This window comes from Streptomyces sp. Ag82_O1-12 (genome assembly GCF_900182715.1).
GTDB lineage: Bacteria > Actinomycetota > Actinomycetes > Streptomycetales > Streptomycetaceae > Streptomyces > Streptomyces massasporeus.
Genome location: NZ_FXUW01000001.1, coordinates 2,941,481 through 2,955,130 on the forward strand (window position 1 = coordinate 2,941,481; position 13,650 = coordinate 2,955,130).

The window sequence follows — 13,650 nt, forward strand, 5'->3', positions numbered from 1 at the left end:
CCCATGAGCACCTACACACTGCGGGCGAAGCACCGCCGCTCGACGCTGCGCACCCTCGCCTTCCTCTCCCCCTGGCTGATCGGCTTCACGGTCTTCTTCGCCTACCCCCTGATCTCCACCGTCTACTTCTCCTTCATGCGCTACGACGGCTTCAAGCCGCCCGCGTGGAGCGGCACGAAGAACTGGGTGTACGTCTTCGAGCACTACCCCCTCTTCTGGCCCGCCCTGCGCAACACCCTGTGGCTGGTCGTCATCATGGTCACGCTCCGGGTCGCCTTCGGCCTGGGCGTGGGCCTGCTGATCACCAAGGTCAAGACGGCCACGGGTGTCTTCCGCACCCTCTTCTACCTGCCCTACCTGGCCCCGCCCGTGGCGGCCACGATGGCCTTCGCGTTCCTCCTCAACCCCGGCACCGGGCCGGTCGACTCCCTGCTGGAGAAGACCGGGCTCCCGACCCCCGGCTGGTTCAACGACCCGGCCTGGTCCAAGCCGGCCCTCACCCTGCTGGCCCTGTGGGGCATCGGCGACCTGATGGTCATCTTCATGGCCGCCCTGCTCGACGTGCCGAAGGAGCAGTACGAGGCGGCCGAACTGGACGGCGCGACGCCCTGGCAGCGCTTCCGCTACGTGACGCTGCCGAACATCTCGCCGATCGTCATGTTCGCGGTCGTCACGGGCGTGATCCAGACGATGCAGTACTACACACAGCCGCTGATCGCCGGGAAGGTCGCGTCGGGCGTGATCCAGGGCGCGGGAACGCAGTTCGAGCCCGGCTACCCGGACAAGTCGACCCTCACCCTCCCCCAACTCGTCTACAACCTGGGCTTCCAGCGCTTCGACTACGGCTCGGCCTGTGTGGTCGCCCTGGTCCTCTTCGCCCTCTCCATGGCCTTCACGGCCCTCCTGATGCGCCGCCGGGGCGGCCTGATCCAGGCAGGTGAACGATGACGCAGGTGCTCGACAAGCCCCTGGAGCTGAAGACACCCCCGTCGCCGGCGGAACGCACGGCCCACCGCAGGGCCCTGCTGGAGTGGATCGCGGTCCACTCCCTCGGCATCGCGGCGGCCCTCTTCTTCACGCTCCCGTTCGTCTTCGTCCTCCTCACCTCCCTCATGAGCGACAGCCAGGCGCTCAGCCGCGACCTGATCCCGCACACCTGGGAGTGGGGCAACTACGCCAAGGTGTTCGACACCCCCGGCTTCCTCACCTGGTGGAAGAACACCCTGGTCTACGCGGGCCTGGGCACGGTCCTCACGGTCGTCTCCTCGATCCCCGTGGCCTACGCCCTGGCCAAGTTCCGCTTCCGCGGCCGCAGTCTGGCCCTGATGCTGGTCATCTCGATGATGATGCTGCCGCCGCAGGTGATCATCATCCCGATGTACCTGTTCTGGGCGAAGCAGCTGGACCTGTCCGGCTCGCTCTGGCCGCTGATCATCCCCATGGCGTTCGGCGACGCGTTCTCGATCTTCCTGTTGCGCCAGTTCCTGACGACGATCCCCGACGAGTACGTGGACGCGGCCAAGGTGGACGGCTGCGGTGACCTGCGCACGCTGCTGAAGGTCGTTCTGCCGATGGCCAAGCCGGGCATAGCCGCAGTGGCCCTCTTCCAGTTCTTCTACGCGTGGAACGACTACTTCGGCCCCCAGATCTACGCCTCGGAGAACCCGGGCGCCTGGACGCTCTCCTACGGCCTGGATTCGTTCAAGGGTGCCCACCACACCGACTGGAACCTCACCATGGCCGCCACCGTGCTGGTCATGGCCCCCGTGATCCTCGTGTTCTTCTTCGCGCAGAAGGCGTTCGTGGAGGGTGTCACGCTCACCGGAGTAAAGGGTTAAGCAGACATGAAACTCACCGTGGTCGGCGGAGGCTCGACCTACACCCCCGAACTCGTGGACGGCTTCGCCCGCCTGAGGGGCACCCTGCCCATCGAGGAACTGGTCCTCATGGACCCCGACCAGGACCGTCTCGACCTCGTCGGCGGTCTGGCCCGCCGCATCCTCACCCGCCAGGAGCACGCGGGCCGCGTCACCACGACGACCGCCCTCGACGAGGCGGTGGACGGGGCGGACGCGGTCCTCCTCCAACTCCGCGTCGGCGGCCAGGCGGCCCGTCAGCAGGACGAGACGTGGCCCCTGGAATGCGGCTGCGTGGGCCAGGAGACCACCGGCGCCGGCGGCCTGGCGAAGGCCCTGCGCACGGTCCCGGTCGTCCTGGACATCGCGGACCGCGTCCGCCGCACCAACCCCCGGGCCTGGATCATCGACTTCACCAACCCGGTCGGCATCGTGACCCGCGCCCTGCTCCAGGCGGGACACAAGGCGGTGGGCCTGTGCAACGTGGCGATCGGCCTCCAGCGCAAGTTCGCCGCCCTGCTGGCCGTGGAGGCCTCCGCGATCCACCTGGACCACGTCGGCCTCAACCACCTCACCTGGGAGACGGCCATACGCCTCGGCGGCCCGGAGGGCGAGGACGTCCTGCCGAAACTGCTGAGCCAACACGGCGACACGATCGCGGCCGACCTCCGCCTGCCCCGCCCCCTGCTCGACACGCTGGGCGTGATCCCCTCCTACTACCTGCGCTACTACTACGCACACGACGAGGTCGTACGGGAACTGGGGACGAAGCCGTCCCGGGCGGCCGAAGTGGCGGAGATGGAACGCCGGTTGCTCGCGATGTACGCCGACCCGGCACTGGACGAGAAGCCGGAGCTGCTCGCCGAGCGGGGCGGTGCCTTCTACTCGGAGGCGGCGGTGGACCTGGCGGCGGCCCTGCTGGGCGGCGGCGGTTCGCCGTACCAGGTGGTGAACACGTACAACCGGGGCACGCTGCCGTTCCTCCCCGACGACGCGGTGATCGAGGTCCAGGCGGCCGTGGGGGCCAAGGGCGCGTCCCCGCTCCCCGTCCCGCCCGTGGACCCGCTCTACGCGGGCCTGATGGCCGGCGTCACGGCCTACGAGGAGCTGGCCCTCCAGGCCGCCCTGCACGGCGGCAGGGACCGCGTCTTCCGCGCCCTCCTCTCCCACCCCCTCGTCGGTCAGTACGCGTACGCCGAGACGCTCACCGACCGGCTGATCGCACACAACCGGGAGCACCTCGCGTGGGCGTGAGCGCACGTGTCCTCGCCATCGACGCGGGCAACAGCAAGACGGACGTCGCGATCGTGACGACGGACGGGGACGTCCTCGCCACGGCACGCGGGGGCGGCTTCCGTCCACCGGCCGTGGGCGTGGACACGGCCATGAACGGCCTCGCCGAGACGGTGGCGCAGGCCCTCGCCGCCGCGGGGCTCACCTCGGTCACCCACGTCTCGGCGTGCCTCGCCAACGCCGACTTCCCCGTCGAGGAGGAGCAACTGGCCGCGGCCTTGCGGGCGCGGGCCTGGGCCACGACGGTGACGGTCCGCAACGACACCTTCGCGATCCTGCGGGCCGGTGCCCGCGAACCCCGGGGGGTGGCGGTCGTCTGCGGCGCGGGCATCAACTGCGTGGGCATGCGCCCCGACGGCCGCACGGCCCGCTTCCCGGCCCTCGGCCGGGTCTCGGGCGACTGGGGCGGCGGCTGGGGCCTGTCCGAGGAGGCCCTGTGGCACGCGTCCCGGGCGGAGGACGGCCGCGGCGCCCGCACCGCCTTGTCCCGCACCCTCCCCGCCCACTTCGGCCTGCCCTCCATGTACGCCCTCGTCGAGGCGCTGCACCTGGAGCACGTCCCGACGCTCCGGCGCCACGAACTGACCCCGGTGCTCTTCGCCACGGCCGCCGACGGTGACCCGATCGCCCGGGCGATCGTGGAACGCCAGGCCGAGGAGGTGGTCTCCATGGCGGTCGTCGCCCTGACCCGCCTGGACCTCCTCGCCGAGGAGACACCTGTGCTCCTGGGCGGCGGCGTCCTGGCCGCCCGGCACCCCCAACTGAACGACCACATCACGCACTTGCTGGCGGACCGCGCGCCGAAGGCGGTACCGCGGGTGGTGACGTCCAGCCCGGTGCTGGGCGCCGCACTGCTGGGGCTGGACCACGTCGGAGCGGCGGAGGGGGCGCAGGAGACGCTGCGGACGTACTACGACGCCTAGGTCTGTCGTTTGGATCACGTCAGCGTCGCGGGGGCGCACCACTCGTCCGGGAACCGAACCAACTCCCCGTACGTGTTCCTGGACGAGGGGTGTTGCAAGGGTGGTGCGAGGGGGCGCGCTGCACGCTGCGATCCGATCAAGATCAGGGCAAGGCCGGTGCGGATGTCGGTCCTGGCAGCGATACTTGCGGCGACGGATGACCACGGGGGAGGTCACAGTGACGTACACGCCGAAGAGCAGCCCACCACCACCGGGCCCCAGCCTGCCCATCCTGCCTGCCGTACCGGCCCAACCGGCGCCACCCGCCGGTCCCCCCGGCACCGCCCCGGCCCCCGCCGCACCCCCCGCCACGGCCCCCCGCCGCACCGCCTTCGCCGAGGGCTTCGACCAGTTGCGCTCCGCGGCCACGACGGAACCCGGCCGCCTCCGCATCATCGGCGCGCTGCTGGCCCTCCTCGTCGTCGCTTTCGGCGCCGTCACCGCCTGGCAGATGACCGACCGCGCGGCCGCCGCCGACGACGTCCTCACCCGCAGCCAGCCCCTCAGCTCGGACGCCGCCGACATCTACCGCTCCCTCGCGGACGCCAACACCGCCGCCTCCAGCGGCTTCCTGGCCGGCGGCCAGGAGTCGGCCACCACCCGCGACCGCTACGAGCGGGACATCCGCACGGCCGCCGACAAGCTCGTCAACGCCGCCGCCAACGCCGAACCGGACTCCCCGTCCACGGCGACGATCGCCAAGCTCAACAAGCTCCTGCCGGAGTACAAGGGCCTGGTGGAGCGCGCCCGTACGTACAACCGCCAGGGCTTCCCCGTCGGCGGCGCGTACCTCCGCTACGCCAACGAGAAGATGCAGCACCAGATGCTTCCGGCGGCGGAGGACCTCTACACCAAGGAGAACCAGCGCCTCAGCGCGGACTACGCGGACGCCACGCCCTACCCCTGGGCGGCCATCGCCCTCGGCGTCGCCGCCCTGGCGGCCCTCGCCTGGGCCCAGCACCGCAACTACCGGCGGACGAACAGGGTCCTGAACCACGGCCTGGTGGCCGCGACCGCCACGGCGACGGTCGTCCTCCTCTGGCTGGTCGTCGGCCACACCCTCGCCCGCGCGGACCTGGACGACTCCTACGAGCACGGCGTCCGCTCCCTGAACGTCCTGCACGACGCGCGCATCGCCTCCCTCAAGGCCAGGGGCAACGAGAACCTCACCCTGGTGGCGCGCGGCGCGGAGACGAAGAAGGTCGGCGACAGGACCTACGACGCCTACGACTACGACTTCGGCAGGGACATCAAGGCCCTCGCCGTGAAGCTGGCGGCGGCACAGAAGCTCGCCGACGACACCTCCGGCGAACGCCCCGTCACCGCCGCCGTGGGCAACATGACGGAGTGGAAGAAGCGCCACACCGCGGCCCGCGAGCAGGACGAGAACGGCAACTACCAGCAGGCGCTGGACAGGGTCATCGGCGCGAAGGGCGCGACCGGCGAGTGCTTCGACAGCGTCGACGAGAACCTGCGCACGGCGCTCGCGCACGAGGAGACGGAGTTCGAACGCGCGGCGGGCGACGGCCGCGACGCGCTGACGGGCATGCCGGCGGGTGTGGCCGTACTCGCGGTGCTGGGCGCCGCGGGCGCGGTCGTGGGCATCGGCCGCAGACTGTCGGAGTACCGATGAACGGGGCAGGGGCGAAGGGAGGAACGACCGTGCGAGACGCGCTCAGGGGCTGGGGCGGAGTGACCGCGATGGCAGTCGTCTGCGCCCTGGTGGCGCTGGTGGCCCTCTGCCTGCCGCCGCTCACCACGACCGCCCAGCACACCACCGCGACCACCTACACCACCGGGACCAAGGCCGAAGAGGACTGCGAGGCCCCCGAGAAGCAGACGCTGTCGCCCTCCTCGGCCGACGGCGACACCATCCGCGCGATCAAGAACCGTACGGGCGAGAAGCGCAAGCTGGTCGTCGGCGTCGACCAGAACAGCTACCGCTGGGGCTACCGCAACCCCAACAGCGGCAAGACCGCGGAGCTCGAGGGCTTCGACATCGACCTGGTCCACCGCATCGCGAAGGACATACTCGGCGACGCGGACGCCGTCCAGTTCAAGGCGATCCCCACCAACCAGCGCATTCCGGCGATCGAGGACGGCCGTGTGGACATGGTCGTCCGCACGATGACGATCAACTGCGACCGCATCGGCGACGTCGCCTTCTCCGCGCCCTACTTCAAGACGGGCCAGCAGGTCCTGGCGCCGAAGTCCTCCCCCGTCGAGGGCTACGACGACACGCTCGCGGACCGCAGGGTCTGCACGGCGGCCGGTTCCACGGCGTTCGCCGCGCTGGAGGCGGACCAGAAGGACGGCAAGCTCCCCGCGAGCACGGACATCTCCACCACCGTCCCGAACCAACTCGACTGCCTGGTGCGGCTCCAGCTCGGCGAGGTCGACGCCGTGGTCACCGACGGCGCCCTCGCGGCGAGCCAGGCGGCACAGGACCCGACGGTCCAGCTCAAGGGCGACGCCTTCACTGCCGAGTACTACGGCGTGGCAATGAAGAAGGACGCGGACGATCTGGTACGCCGGGTCAACCAGATCCTGGTGGACTACCGCAAGGACACCGCGAACGGCTGGCAGGCGTCGTACGAGAAATGGCTGTCGGCAACCCTGGGCAAGGATGCGAAGAAGTCGGAACCACCGGCACCGCAGTACCTCCGCACCACCTGACACCCGGCTGAACCCGCGAACACCCGCATCAGAAGACGACAGACGACACGCGACACACGACCGCAGCGAGAGGTGATCGATGGGCGTCACGGGATCCACCGGGCCGGTGATGGACCGGGACGAGGTGGACCGTGCGCTGGCGCGGCTCGGCGCGGAGCACGAGGCGATCGAGACCTCGCTCCTCGCCCTGCAGGACCACGCGGGCCGCAGACTCCTGGAGGGCGCCGAGCTCACCGGCGTCACCCGGGAGCGCTGGACGTCCACGGAGGCGTCGATCACGCTGCTGTGGACGTACTTCGACGCGTACACCGACGCGCTGCGCTCCGCCCGCGACATCCGCTCGCGCCGCCGCTGGTCCAGCCGCGAGGACCTGGTGGAGCTGACGGAGCTGCTCAACGGCGACTCGGTGACCGTCGCCGGCAGCGCCTCGGCGACGGCCAACGCCCCCACTCTGCACGGCAGTCCGACGAAGCTCAGCGAGCGCTACTCGCTCAGCACCCTCGTCGACCGGATGAACGAGCTGTACGCGACGAGCCTGGACATGGTGGTCGCCGCGGACGCGGTCTGGTCGGCTCTGCCGGCCCGGATCGACCTGCTCGCGGCGGAACTCCAGCGCACCCGGCGGCTCGCGCACTCGGTGGGCGTGCGCCCGGGCGAGCACCCGGCGGGCGACGACCTGGAGCGCATCACGCGGATACTGACGAAACTGCGCGAGCAGGTGGTCTCGGACCCGCTGGCGTTCTGGCAGGCCGCGGAGGGCAGTTCGGCACCGGGCGGCGGCCGGCCGGACACGACGGTGTACGACCGCGAGGCGCGCGCTCTGGAGGAGGTGCGCCGGGAGATCGACGCCGTACTGACCGTGCGGCAGGACGCCGAGAAGCGGATCGTGAAGCTGCGGGACATCCTCAGCCGCGCGGACCGCACCCTCGCCGAGGCGCGCACGGCACGCGGCGAGGTCCTCGCGAAGATCGCGGCGACGGAGGTGCCGGTCGTCGGCGGACCGCCGACCGTGCTCCAGGAGCAGCTGGCGGCCGCGGCCGAGTACCGCAGGCAGGCACAGTGGCACCGGCTGTCCCCGCTGCTGGAGTCGCTGGAGCAGAAGGCCGAGGACGAACTGCTGCGCGCTCGCGAGTCGTTGACGGAGGTGACCGCCCCGCTGGCGGTCCGCGCCGAGCTGCGCGGCCGTCTCGACGCGTACAAGGCGAAGGTCGCCCGGCACGGCTTCGCCGAGGACGCGCTGCTGGTGGAGCGGTACGAGAAGGCGCGCCGCATGCTGTGGAGCGCGCCCTGCGACCTGCGCGCCGCCGAGCAGGCGGTGCTGCGCTACCAGCACGCGGCGGCGGAGCTGTTCGGCGGCCCCCGGGTGCCGGGGCAGGGTGTGCCCGAGGACGACCGGAGGGGGCCGGGCGCGTGAGCGACGAGGGGGAGTCCATGAGTCAGGCACCGCACGAGCCGACGGGCGCGCCTGAGCGCACCTGCCAGCGCCCCACCTGCGACGGCGCGTACGAGGACGTGGGCGGCGGCGAACTGTACTGCGACACCTGCGGTCTCGCCCCGGTCGTCGCCGCGAACGGCGAGGTCGGCTCCCCTCCCACCGGCATCACCGCCGGGGGCAGGGGCGGTTCCCGCGGGTCCGCCGGCAGCGGCAGTTCCCGCTCCAGCGTCCGCAGTTCGCGGACGTCGTCCCAGTCGTCGAAGTCCCGCCGTTCGGTGTCGGGGCGCCTGTCGCGGTCGCTGTCGGGCAAGTCGACGGGCCGCTCGGTCTCCGTGCGCAGCTCCGGCTCGGCCGCCGGTTCCGGGTCCCGGGGCCGGCTGGGCGCCGGTCTGGTGCAGGTGCCGCCGATCCCGCGGCCCGACCCGCGCGAGATGGTCCTGGACAACCCCGAGGTGCCGGAGCGGAAGCGGTTCTGCTCGCGCTCCGACTGCGGCGCCCAGGTGGGCCGGGCGCGCGGTGACCGGCCGGGCCGTACGGAGGGCTTCTGCACCAAGTGCGGCCATCCGTACTCCTTCGTGCCGAAGCTGAGGGCCGGGGACGTGGTGCACGGCCAGTACGAGGTGGTCGGCTGCCTGGCGCACGGCGGGCTGGGCTGGATCTACCTCGCCGTCGACCGGGCGGTCTCGGACCGCTGGGTGGTCCTCAAGGGCCTGCTGGACACGGGCGACCAGGACGCGATGGCGGCGGCGATCTCCGAGCGGCGCTTCCTCGCGGAGATCGAGCACGCCAACATCGTGCGGATCTACAACTTCGTGGAGCACCTGGACCAACGCACGGGTTCGCTCGACGGCTACATCGTCATGGAGTACGTCGGCGGCAAGTCCCTCAAGGAGATCGCCAACGCCCGCCGCACCGCCCAGGGCAGGCGCGACCCGCTGCCGGTGGAGCAGGCCTGCGCGTACGGCATCGAGGCGCTGGAGGCGCTCGGGCACCTGCACAGCCGGAACCTGCTGTACTGCGACTTCAAGGTCGACAACGCGATCCAGACCGAGGACCAGCTCAAGCTGATCGACATGGGCGCGGTGCGCAGGATGGACGACGAGGAGTCGGCCATCTACGGCACGGTCGGCTACCAGGCCCCGGAGGTGGCCGAGGTGGGCCCGTCGGTGGCGAGCGACCTCTACACCGTCGCCCGCACCCTCGCCGTCATGACCTTCGACTTCCAGGGCTACACGAACGTCTACGTGGACTCCCTGCCCGACCCGGACCACATCGAGGTGTTCCGGCAGTACGAGTCGTTCTACCGGCTCCTGGTCCGGGCCACGGATCCCGACCCGGCGCGCCGGTTCGCCTCCGCGCAGGAGATGACGGAGCAGCTGACGGGCGTCCTGCGGGAGGTCGTCTCCCTTCAGACGGGCCGTGCCCGCCCCGCCCTGTCCACACTGTTCGGACCGGAACTGCGGGTCACGGACACGGAGTTGTTCCCCCGCCTGGACGGCGAGGTGTCCCGCCTGGGGGCGCGGGTGGTGCGGCCCCGGGCCGGCACCGGCGCTCCCGCCGCCCTGCCGCAGCAGCGGCCCGAGACCCCGCACAGCCTCGTCAGGCCCGTCGACACCCCCGCCGCCGCCTTCGCCCTGCCCGTCCCGCGCGTCGACCCGACCGACCCCAACGCTGGTTTCCTGGCGGGCCTGATGACCTCCGCCCCCGCGGAACTGCTCGGCGCCCTGGCAGCCGCCCCCGCCCCGTCGATCGAGACGCGGCTGCGGCAGATCCGGGCCTGGCTGGAGACCGGTGAACCGGCCGCCGCTCTGCGGGCGCTGGTCGCGCTGGAGGGTGAGCGGCCCGACGACTGGCGGGTGGTCTGGTACCGGGGCGTGGCCGCGCTGGTGACCGGCGACGACGAGGGTGCCGCGCTCGCCTTCGACGCGATCTACGACGCCTTCCCGGGCGAGATCGCGCCCAAGCTGGCACTCGGCCTGTGCGCGGAGGTGCTGGGGCAGCTGGACAACGCCGCCGAGTACTACCGGCTGGTGTGGTCGACCGATCCGAGCTATGTGAGCGCCGCGTTCGGCCTGGCCCGTGTACAGCTGGCGACCGGGGACCGGCGCGGTGCCGTACGGACGCTGGAGTCGGTCCCGGAGTCCTCGATCCACTACACGGCCGCGCGGGTGGCGGCGGTCCGGGCGCGGCTGCGGCAGCGCACGGCGAGCGCCTCCGACGCGCCGTTCCTGGAGGATCTGACGGCCGCCGCGGCGCAGGTCGAGGCGCTGGAGGCGTACGGTCTGGATCCGGCGCGGCGGGAGCAGTTGTCGGCCGAAGTCCTCGGTTGCGCGCTGGACTGGGTACTCTCCGGGGGCCAGGGTTCCGCCCCTCCCGCCGCCGGGGGACGGACGCTGCTCGGCAGTGGCCTGGACGAGCGGGGCCTGCGTTTCGGTCTGGAACGCTCGTACCGCATGCTGGCCCGGCTGGCGCGGGGCGGCGAGGAGAGGATCGACCTGGTGGAACGTGCCAATCGTTACCGCCCCCGGACGTGGGTGTAGTTGATGTCGCAGATGCCCCAGTTGTCCGCCTGCCCGAGTTGCGAGGAACCCCTCGAGTCGGGTGACCGTTTCTGCGGCGCGTGCGGATACGACCTGTCCGCCGTGCCGGCACGGCCGGAGGACAACCCGACCATCACCATGAACGGCTCGGTGCCCGCCCAGGGCGCTCCGGCCGGTGCGTACCCCGAGCCCCCGCCGGCGCCACCCGCCGACGCGGCCTGGCCCGCTCCCGGGCCCGACGGCTCGGGCGCCCCGGACGCGGTGCACCTGCCGACGGACCTCCCGGGCACGGACTCGGGCGGTTCCGCCCTGCCACCGGAGACACCCCCGCCGTCGAGCGCCCCTCCGGCCGCGGCCGGAGGTGTGCGGTTCGACCGGCCGCCGCAGCCCGACGGGCCCGCCGCGTCGCCGGAGATCTACCAGACACAGCCCGACGAGTACCTCCTCCAGGCACCGGACCCACGGGTGTCCGCCGAGCAAGCGGCCCAGGCCGCTGGCGCCGGCGGCAAGGTCTGCGTCGCCTGCCGGGCCGGCCGCGTGGACGACGACGGCTACTGCGAGAACTGCGGCCACGCCCAGCCGCGCGAACGGGACCACATGGAGCAGGAGTCCGGCCCGGTGGCCGCGGTCAGCGACCGCGGCCTGCGCCACCACCGCAACGAGGACGCGTTCGCCATCGGCACCACCGCGCTGCCCGACGGCTCTCCCGCGTCCGTCGCGATCGTCTGCGACGGCGTCTCCTCGGCGACCCGCCCCGACGACGCCTCCGCGGCGGCGTCCAAGGCGGCGGGCGAGACGCTGCTGGCGGCCCTGCCGCGCGGCACGCACCCGCAGCAGGCGATGCACGACGCGATCCTCGCCGCCTCGCGCGCCGTCAACTCGCTCGCCGCGGAACCCGCCACGGCCCGCGAGCAGGCCCCCCACCAGAACGCCCCCGCGTGCACCATCGTCGGCGCCGTGGTGACGTCGGGCCTGCTGATCGTCGGCTGGGTCGGCGACAGCCGCGCCTACTGGGTCCCGGTCGACCGCGGCGCTCCCCCCGCCCGGCTCACCGAGGACGACTCGTGGGCCGCGCAGATGGTCGCGGCGGGTCTGATGAACGAGGCCGAGGCCTACGCCGACGAGCGCGCTCACGCGATCACCGGCTGGCTCGGCGCGGACGCCTACGAACTGGAGCCGCACACCGCCGCGTTCAAGCCGGACCGGCCCGGCGTGGTGGTCGTCTGCACCGACGGCCTGTGGAACTACGCGGAGGCGGCCGAGGAAATGGCCCGGGTCGTCCCCCTCGACGCAGCCGTGCACCCCCTGCACAGCGCCCGGGTGCTCCTCGGCCACGCGCTGGACGGCGGGGGCCACGACAACGTAACAGTGGCGCTCGTGCCGTTCCCGGCCGTGCCCCAGGGGGCAGGATCGGCCTGAGGCCACGTACGGGGACGCCTCGGCGGACCGGAGGGGACCGGTCCGCCTACCGTCATCACCCCGCCGCGGCGGGGGCTTTGGAGGGGGATCGAAGCAGGCATGGCCAATTTCTCGAAGTCGAACGTGCCCCAGTTCTCGGTGGACGTCTACCAGAACGAGTACCTGCCGGAGGGCGCCGGCGAGGTCAACGCCATCGTCACGGTGACGGCGACCGGCGGCGGCACGACCGGCGGCGCGGTCGCGGCGCCCCACCTCTACTCGCCCGGCCAGGGCCCGTCCGCGGCCGTGGCGATCATGGTCGACTGCTCGGGATCGATGGACTACCCGCCGACCAAGATGCGCAACGCCCGCGACGCGACGGCCGCGGCGATCGACACCCTGCGCGACGGCGTGCACTTCGCGGTGATCGGCGGGACGCACGTGGCGAAGGAGGTCTACCCGGGCGGCGGGCGCGTCGCGGTCGCCGACGCCACCACCCGCGAGCAGGCCAAGCAGGCACTGCGCTCCCTGAGCGCCGGCGGCGGCACGGCCATCGGCACCTGGCTGAAACTCGCCGACCGCCTGCTCTCCTCCGCGGACGTCGCGATCCGGCACGGCATCCTGCTCACCGACGGCCGCAACGAGCACGAGTCGCCCCAGGACCTGAAGGCCGCGCTCGACGCGTGCGCCGGGCGCTTCACCTGTGACGCGCGCGGCGTGGGCACCGACTGGGAAGTGAAAGAAGTCACAGGGATCGCCTCGGCCCTGCTCGGCACCGCCGACATCGTCGCCGATCCGGCCGCGCTCGCCGCCGACTTCACCCAGATGATGGAGACGGCGATGGGCAAGGAGGTCGCGGACGTCTCCCTGCGGCTGTGGACCCCGGTCGACACGACCGTGAAGTTCGTCAAGCAGGTCGCGCCGACGGTCGAGGAGCTGACCGGCCGGCGCACCGAGGCGGGTCCGCGCGCCGGCGACTATCCCCTTGGTTCCTGGGGAGACGAGTCCCGTGACTACCACGTCTGCGTCGAGGTCCCGGTGGCGCACATCGGGCAGGAGATGCTGGCGGCCCGGATCTCCCTGGTCATTCCGCAGCCCCACGGCAGCGCCCAGAACCTCGGCGCGCAGGGCCTGGTGCGGGCCGTTTGGACGGACGACATGGTCGCCTCGACGTCGATCAACCCTCAGGTCGCCCACTACACCGGGCAGGCCGAACTGGCACAAGTCATCCAACAGGGGCTGGATCTTCGCAAGTCGGGCGATATGGATGGAGCAACGGCCAAACTGGGCCGGGCCGTTCAGCTCGCGAGTGCCTCCGGCAACGCCGATACTGCGAAACTGCTTGCGAAGGTGGTGGACGTGGTCGACGCCGCGACCGGTACTGTGCGACTGAAGGCGAAGGTCGCGGAGGCTGACGAGATGACGCTCGAAACCCGCTCCACCAAGACCGTTCGCGTCAAGAAGTGACCTGGAAGAGATCGAAGGAGGGA

10 protein-coding genes are annotated in these 13,650 nt (G+C 71.9%); all 10 read left to right on the forward strand.

The features are described from left to right. Positions 1 to 3: 3 nt before the first annotated feature. Positions 4 to 948, forward strand: coding sequence for a carbohydrate ABC transporter permease (locus QOL88_RS13475; RefSeq protein ID WP_097216657.1), 945 nt, complete (start codon positions 4 to 6; stop codon positions 946 to 948). Continuing rightward, on the forward strand, positions 945 to 1,838 hold the full coding sequence (locus QOL88_RS13480; protein WP_097216658.1) for a carbohydrate ABC transporter permease: 894 nt from the start codon (positions 945 to 947) through the stop codon (positions 1,836 to 1,838). Before QOL88_RS13475 ends, QOL88_RS13480 begins: the two co-directional genes overlap by 4 nt. 6 nt (positions 1,839 to 1,844) lie before the next feature. Continuing rightward, a complete protein-coding gene (locus QOL88_RS13485) occupies positions 1,845 to 3,110 on the forward strand; it encodes a family 4 glycosyl hydrolase (protein ID WP_097216659.1) in 1,266 nt (421 codons plus the stop codon). Then, positions 3,101 to 4,072 (forward strand): N-acetylglucosamine kinase, encoded by a 972-nt coding sequence (locus tag QOL88_RS13490; protein ID WP_097216660.1) that lies wholly within the window; start codon positions 3,101 to 3,103, stop codon positions 4,070 to 4,072. Before QOL88_RS13485 ends, QOL88_RS13490 begins: the two co-directional genes overlap by 10 nt. A 217-nt stretch (positions 4,073 to 4,289) precedes the next feature. Next, positions 4,290 to 5,744: a GlnX family signal transduction membrane protein gene (locus QOL88_RS13495; protein ID WP_097216661.1), complete on the forward strand. Its 1,455-nt coding sequence runs from the start codon at positions 4,290 to 4,292 to the stop codon at positions 5,742 to 5,744. Next, entirely contained in the window at positions 5,741 to 6,787 is a 1,047-nt protein-coding gene (locus QOL88_RS13500; protein ID WP_179878852.1) for a glutamate ABC transporter substrate-binding protein, read from the forward strand. The genes QOL88_RS13495 and QOL88_RS13500 overlap by 4 nt, the downstream gene beginning before the upstream one ends. Before the next feature lie 79 nt (positions 6,788 to 6,866). Then, entirely contained in the window at positions 6,867 to 8,201 is a 1,335-nt protein-coding gene (locus QOL88_RS13505; protein WP_097216663.1) for a coiled-coil domain-containing protein, read from the forward strand. Between the two features lie 17 nt (positions 8,202 to 8,218). Further along, the gene (locus tag QOL88_RS13510) at positions 8,219 to 10,762 is read left to right on the forward strand and encodes a serine/threonine-protein kinase (RefSeq protein ID WP_097222979.1); all 2,544 of its coding nucleotides are present in this window, start codon (positions 8,219 to 8,221) and stop codon (positions 10,760 to 10,762) included. Positions 10,763 to 10,765: 3 nt separating this feature from the next. Beyond that, a complete protein-coding gene (locus QOL88_RS13515) occupies positions 10,766 to 12,181 on the forward strand; it encodes a PP2C family protein-serine/threonine phosphatase (protein ID WP_097222980.1) in 1,416 nt (471 codons plus the stop codon). A 99-nt stretch (positions 12,182 to 12,280) separates the two neighbouring features. Continuing rightward, entirely contained in the window at positions 12,281 to 13,627 is a 1,347-nt protein-coding gene (locus QOL88_RS13520) for a vWA domain-containing protein (RefSeq protein WP_097216664.1), read from the forward strand. Positions 13,628 to 13,650: the final 23 nt, after the last annotated feature.

Bases quoted from the DNA above. Each gene is read 5' to 3' on its own strand.
- QOL88_RS13475 (WP_097216657.1), top strand. From the start codon at position 4: ATGAGCACCTACACACTGCGGGCGAAGCACCGCCGCTCGACGCTGCGC.
- QOL88_RS13480 (WP_097216658.1), top strand. From the start codon at position 945: ATGACGCAGGTGCTCGACAAGCCCCTGGAGCTGAAGACACCCCCGTCG.
- QOL88_RS13485 (WP_097216659.1), top strand. From the start codon at position 1,845: ATGAAACTCACCGTGGTCGGCGGAGGCTCGACCTACACCCCCGAACTC.
- QOL88_RS13500 (WP_179878852.1), top strand. From the start codon at position 5,741: ATGAACGGGGCAGGGGCGAAGGGAGGAACGACCGTGCGAGACGCGCTC.
- QOL88_RS13505 (WP_097216663.1), top strand. From the start codon at position 6,867: ATGGGCGTCACGGGATCCACCGGGCCGGTGATGGACCGGGACGAGGTG.
- QOL88_RS13510 (WP_097222979.1), top strand. From the start codon at position 8,219: ATGAGTCAGGCACCGCACGAGCCGACGGGCGCGCCTGAGCGCACCTGC.
- QOL88_RS13515 (WP_097222980.1), top strand. From the start codon at position 10,766: ATGTCGCAGATGCCCCAGTTGTCCGCCTGCCCGAGTTGCGAGGAACCC.
- QOL88_RS13520 (WP_097216664.1), top strand. From the start codon at position 12,281: ATGGCCAATTTCTCGAAGTCGAACGTGCCCCAGTTCTCGGTGGACGTC.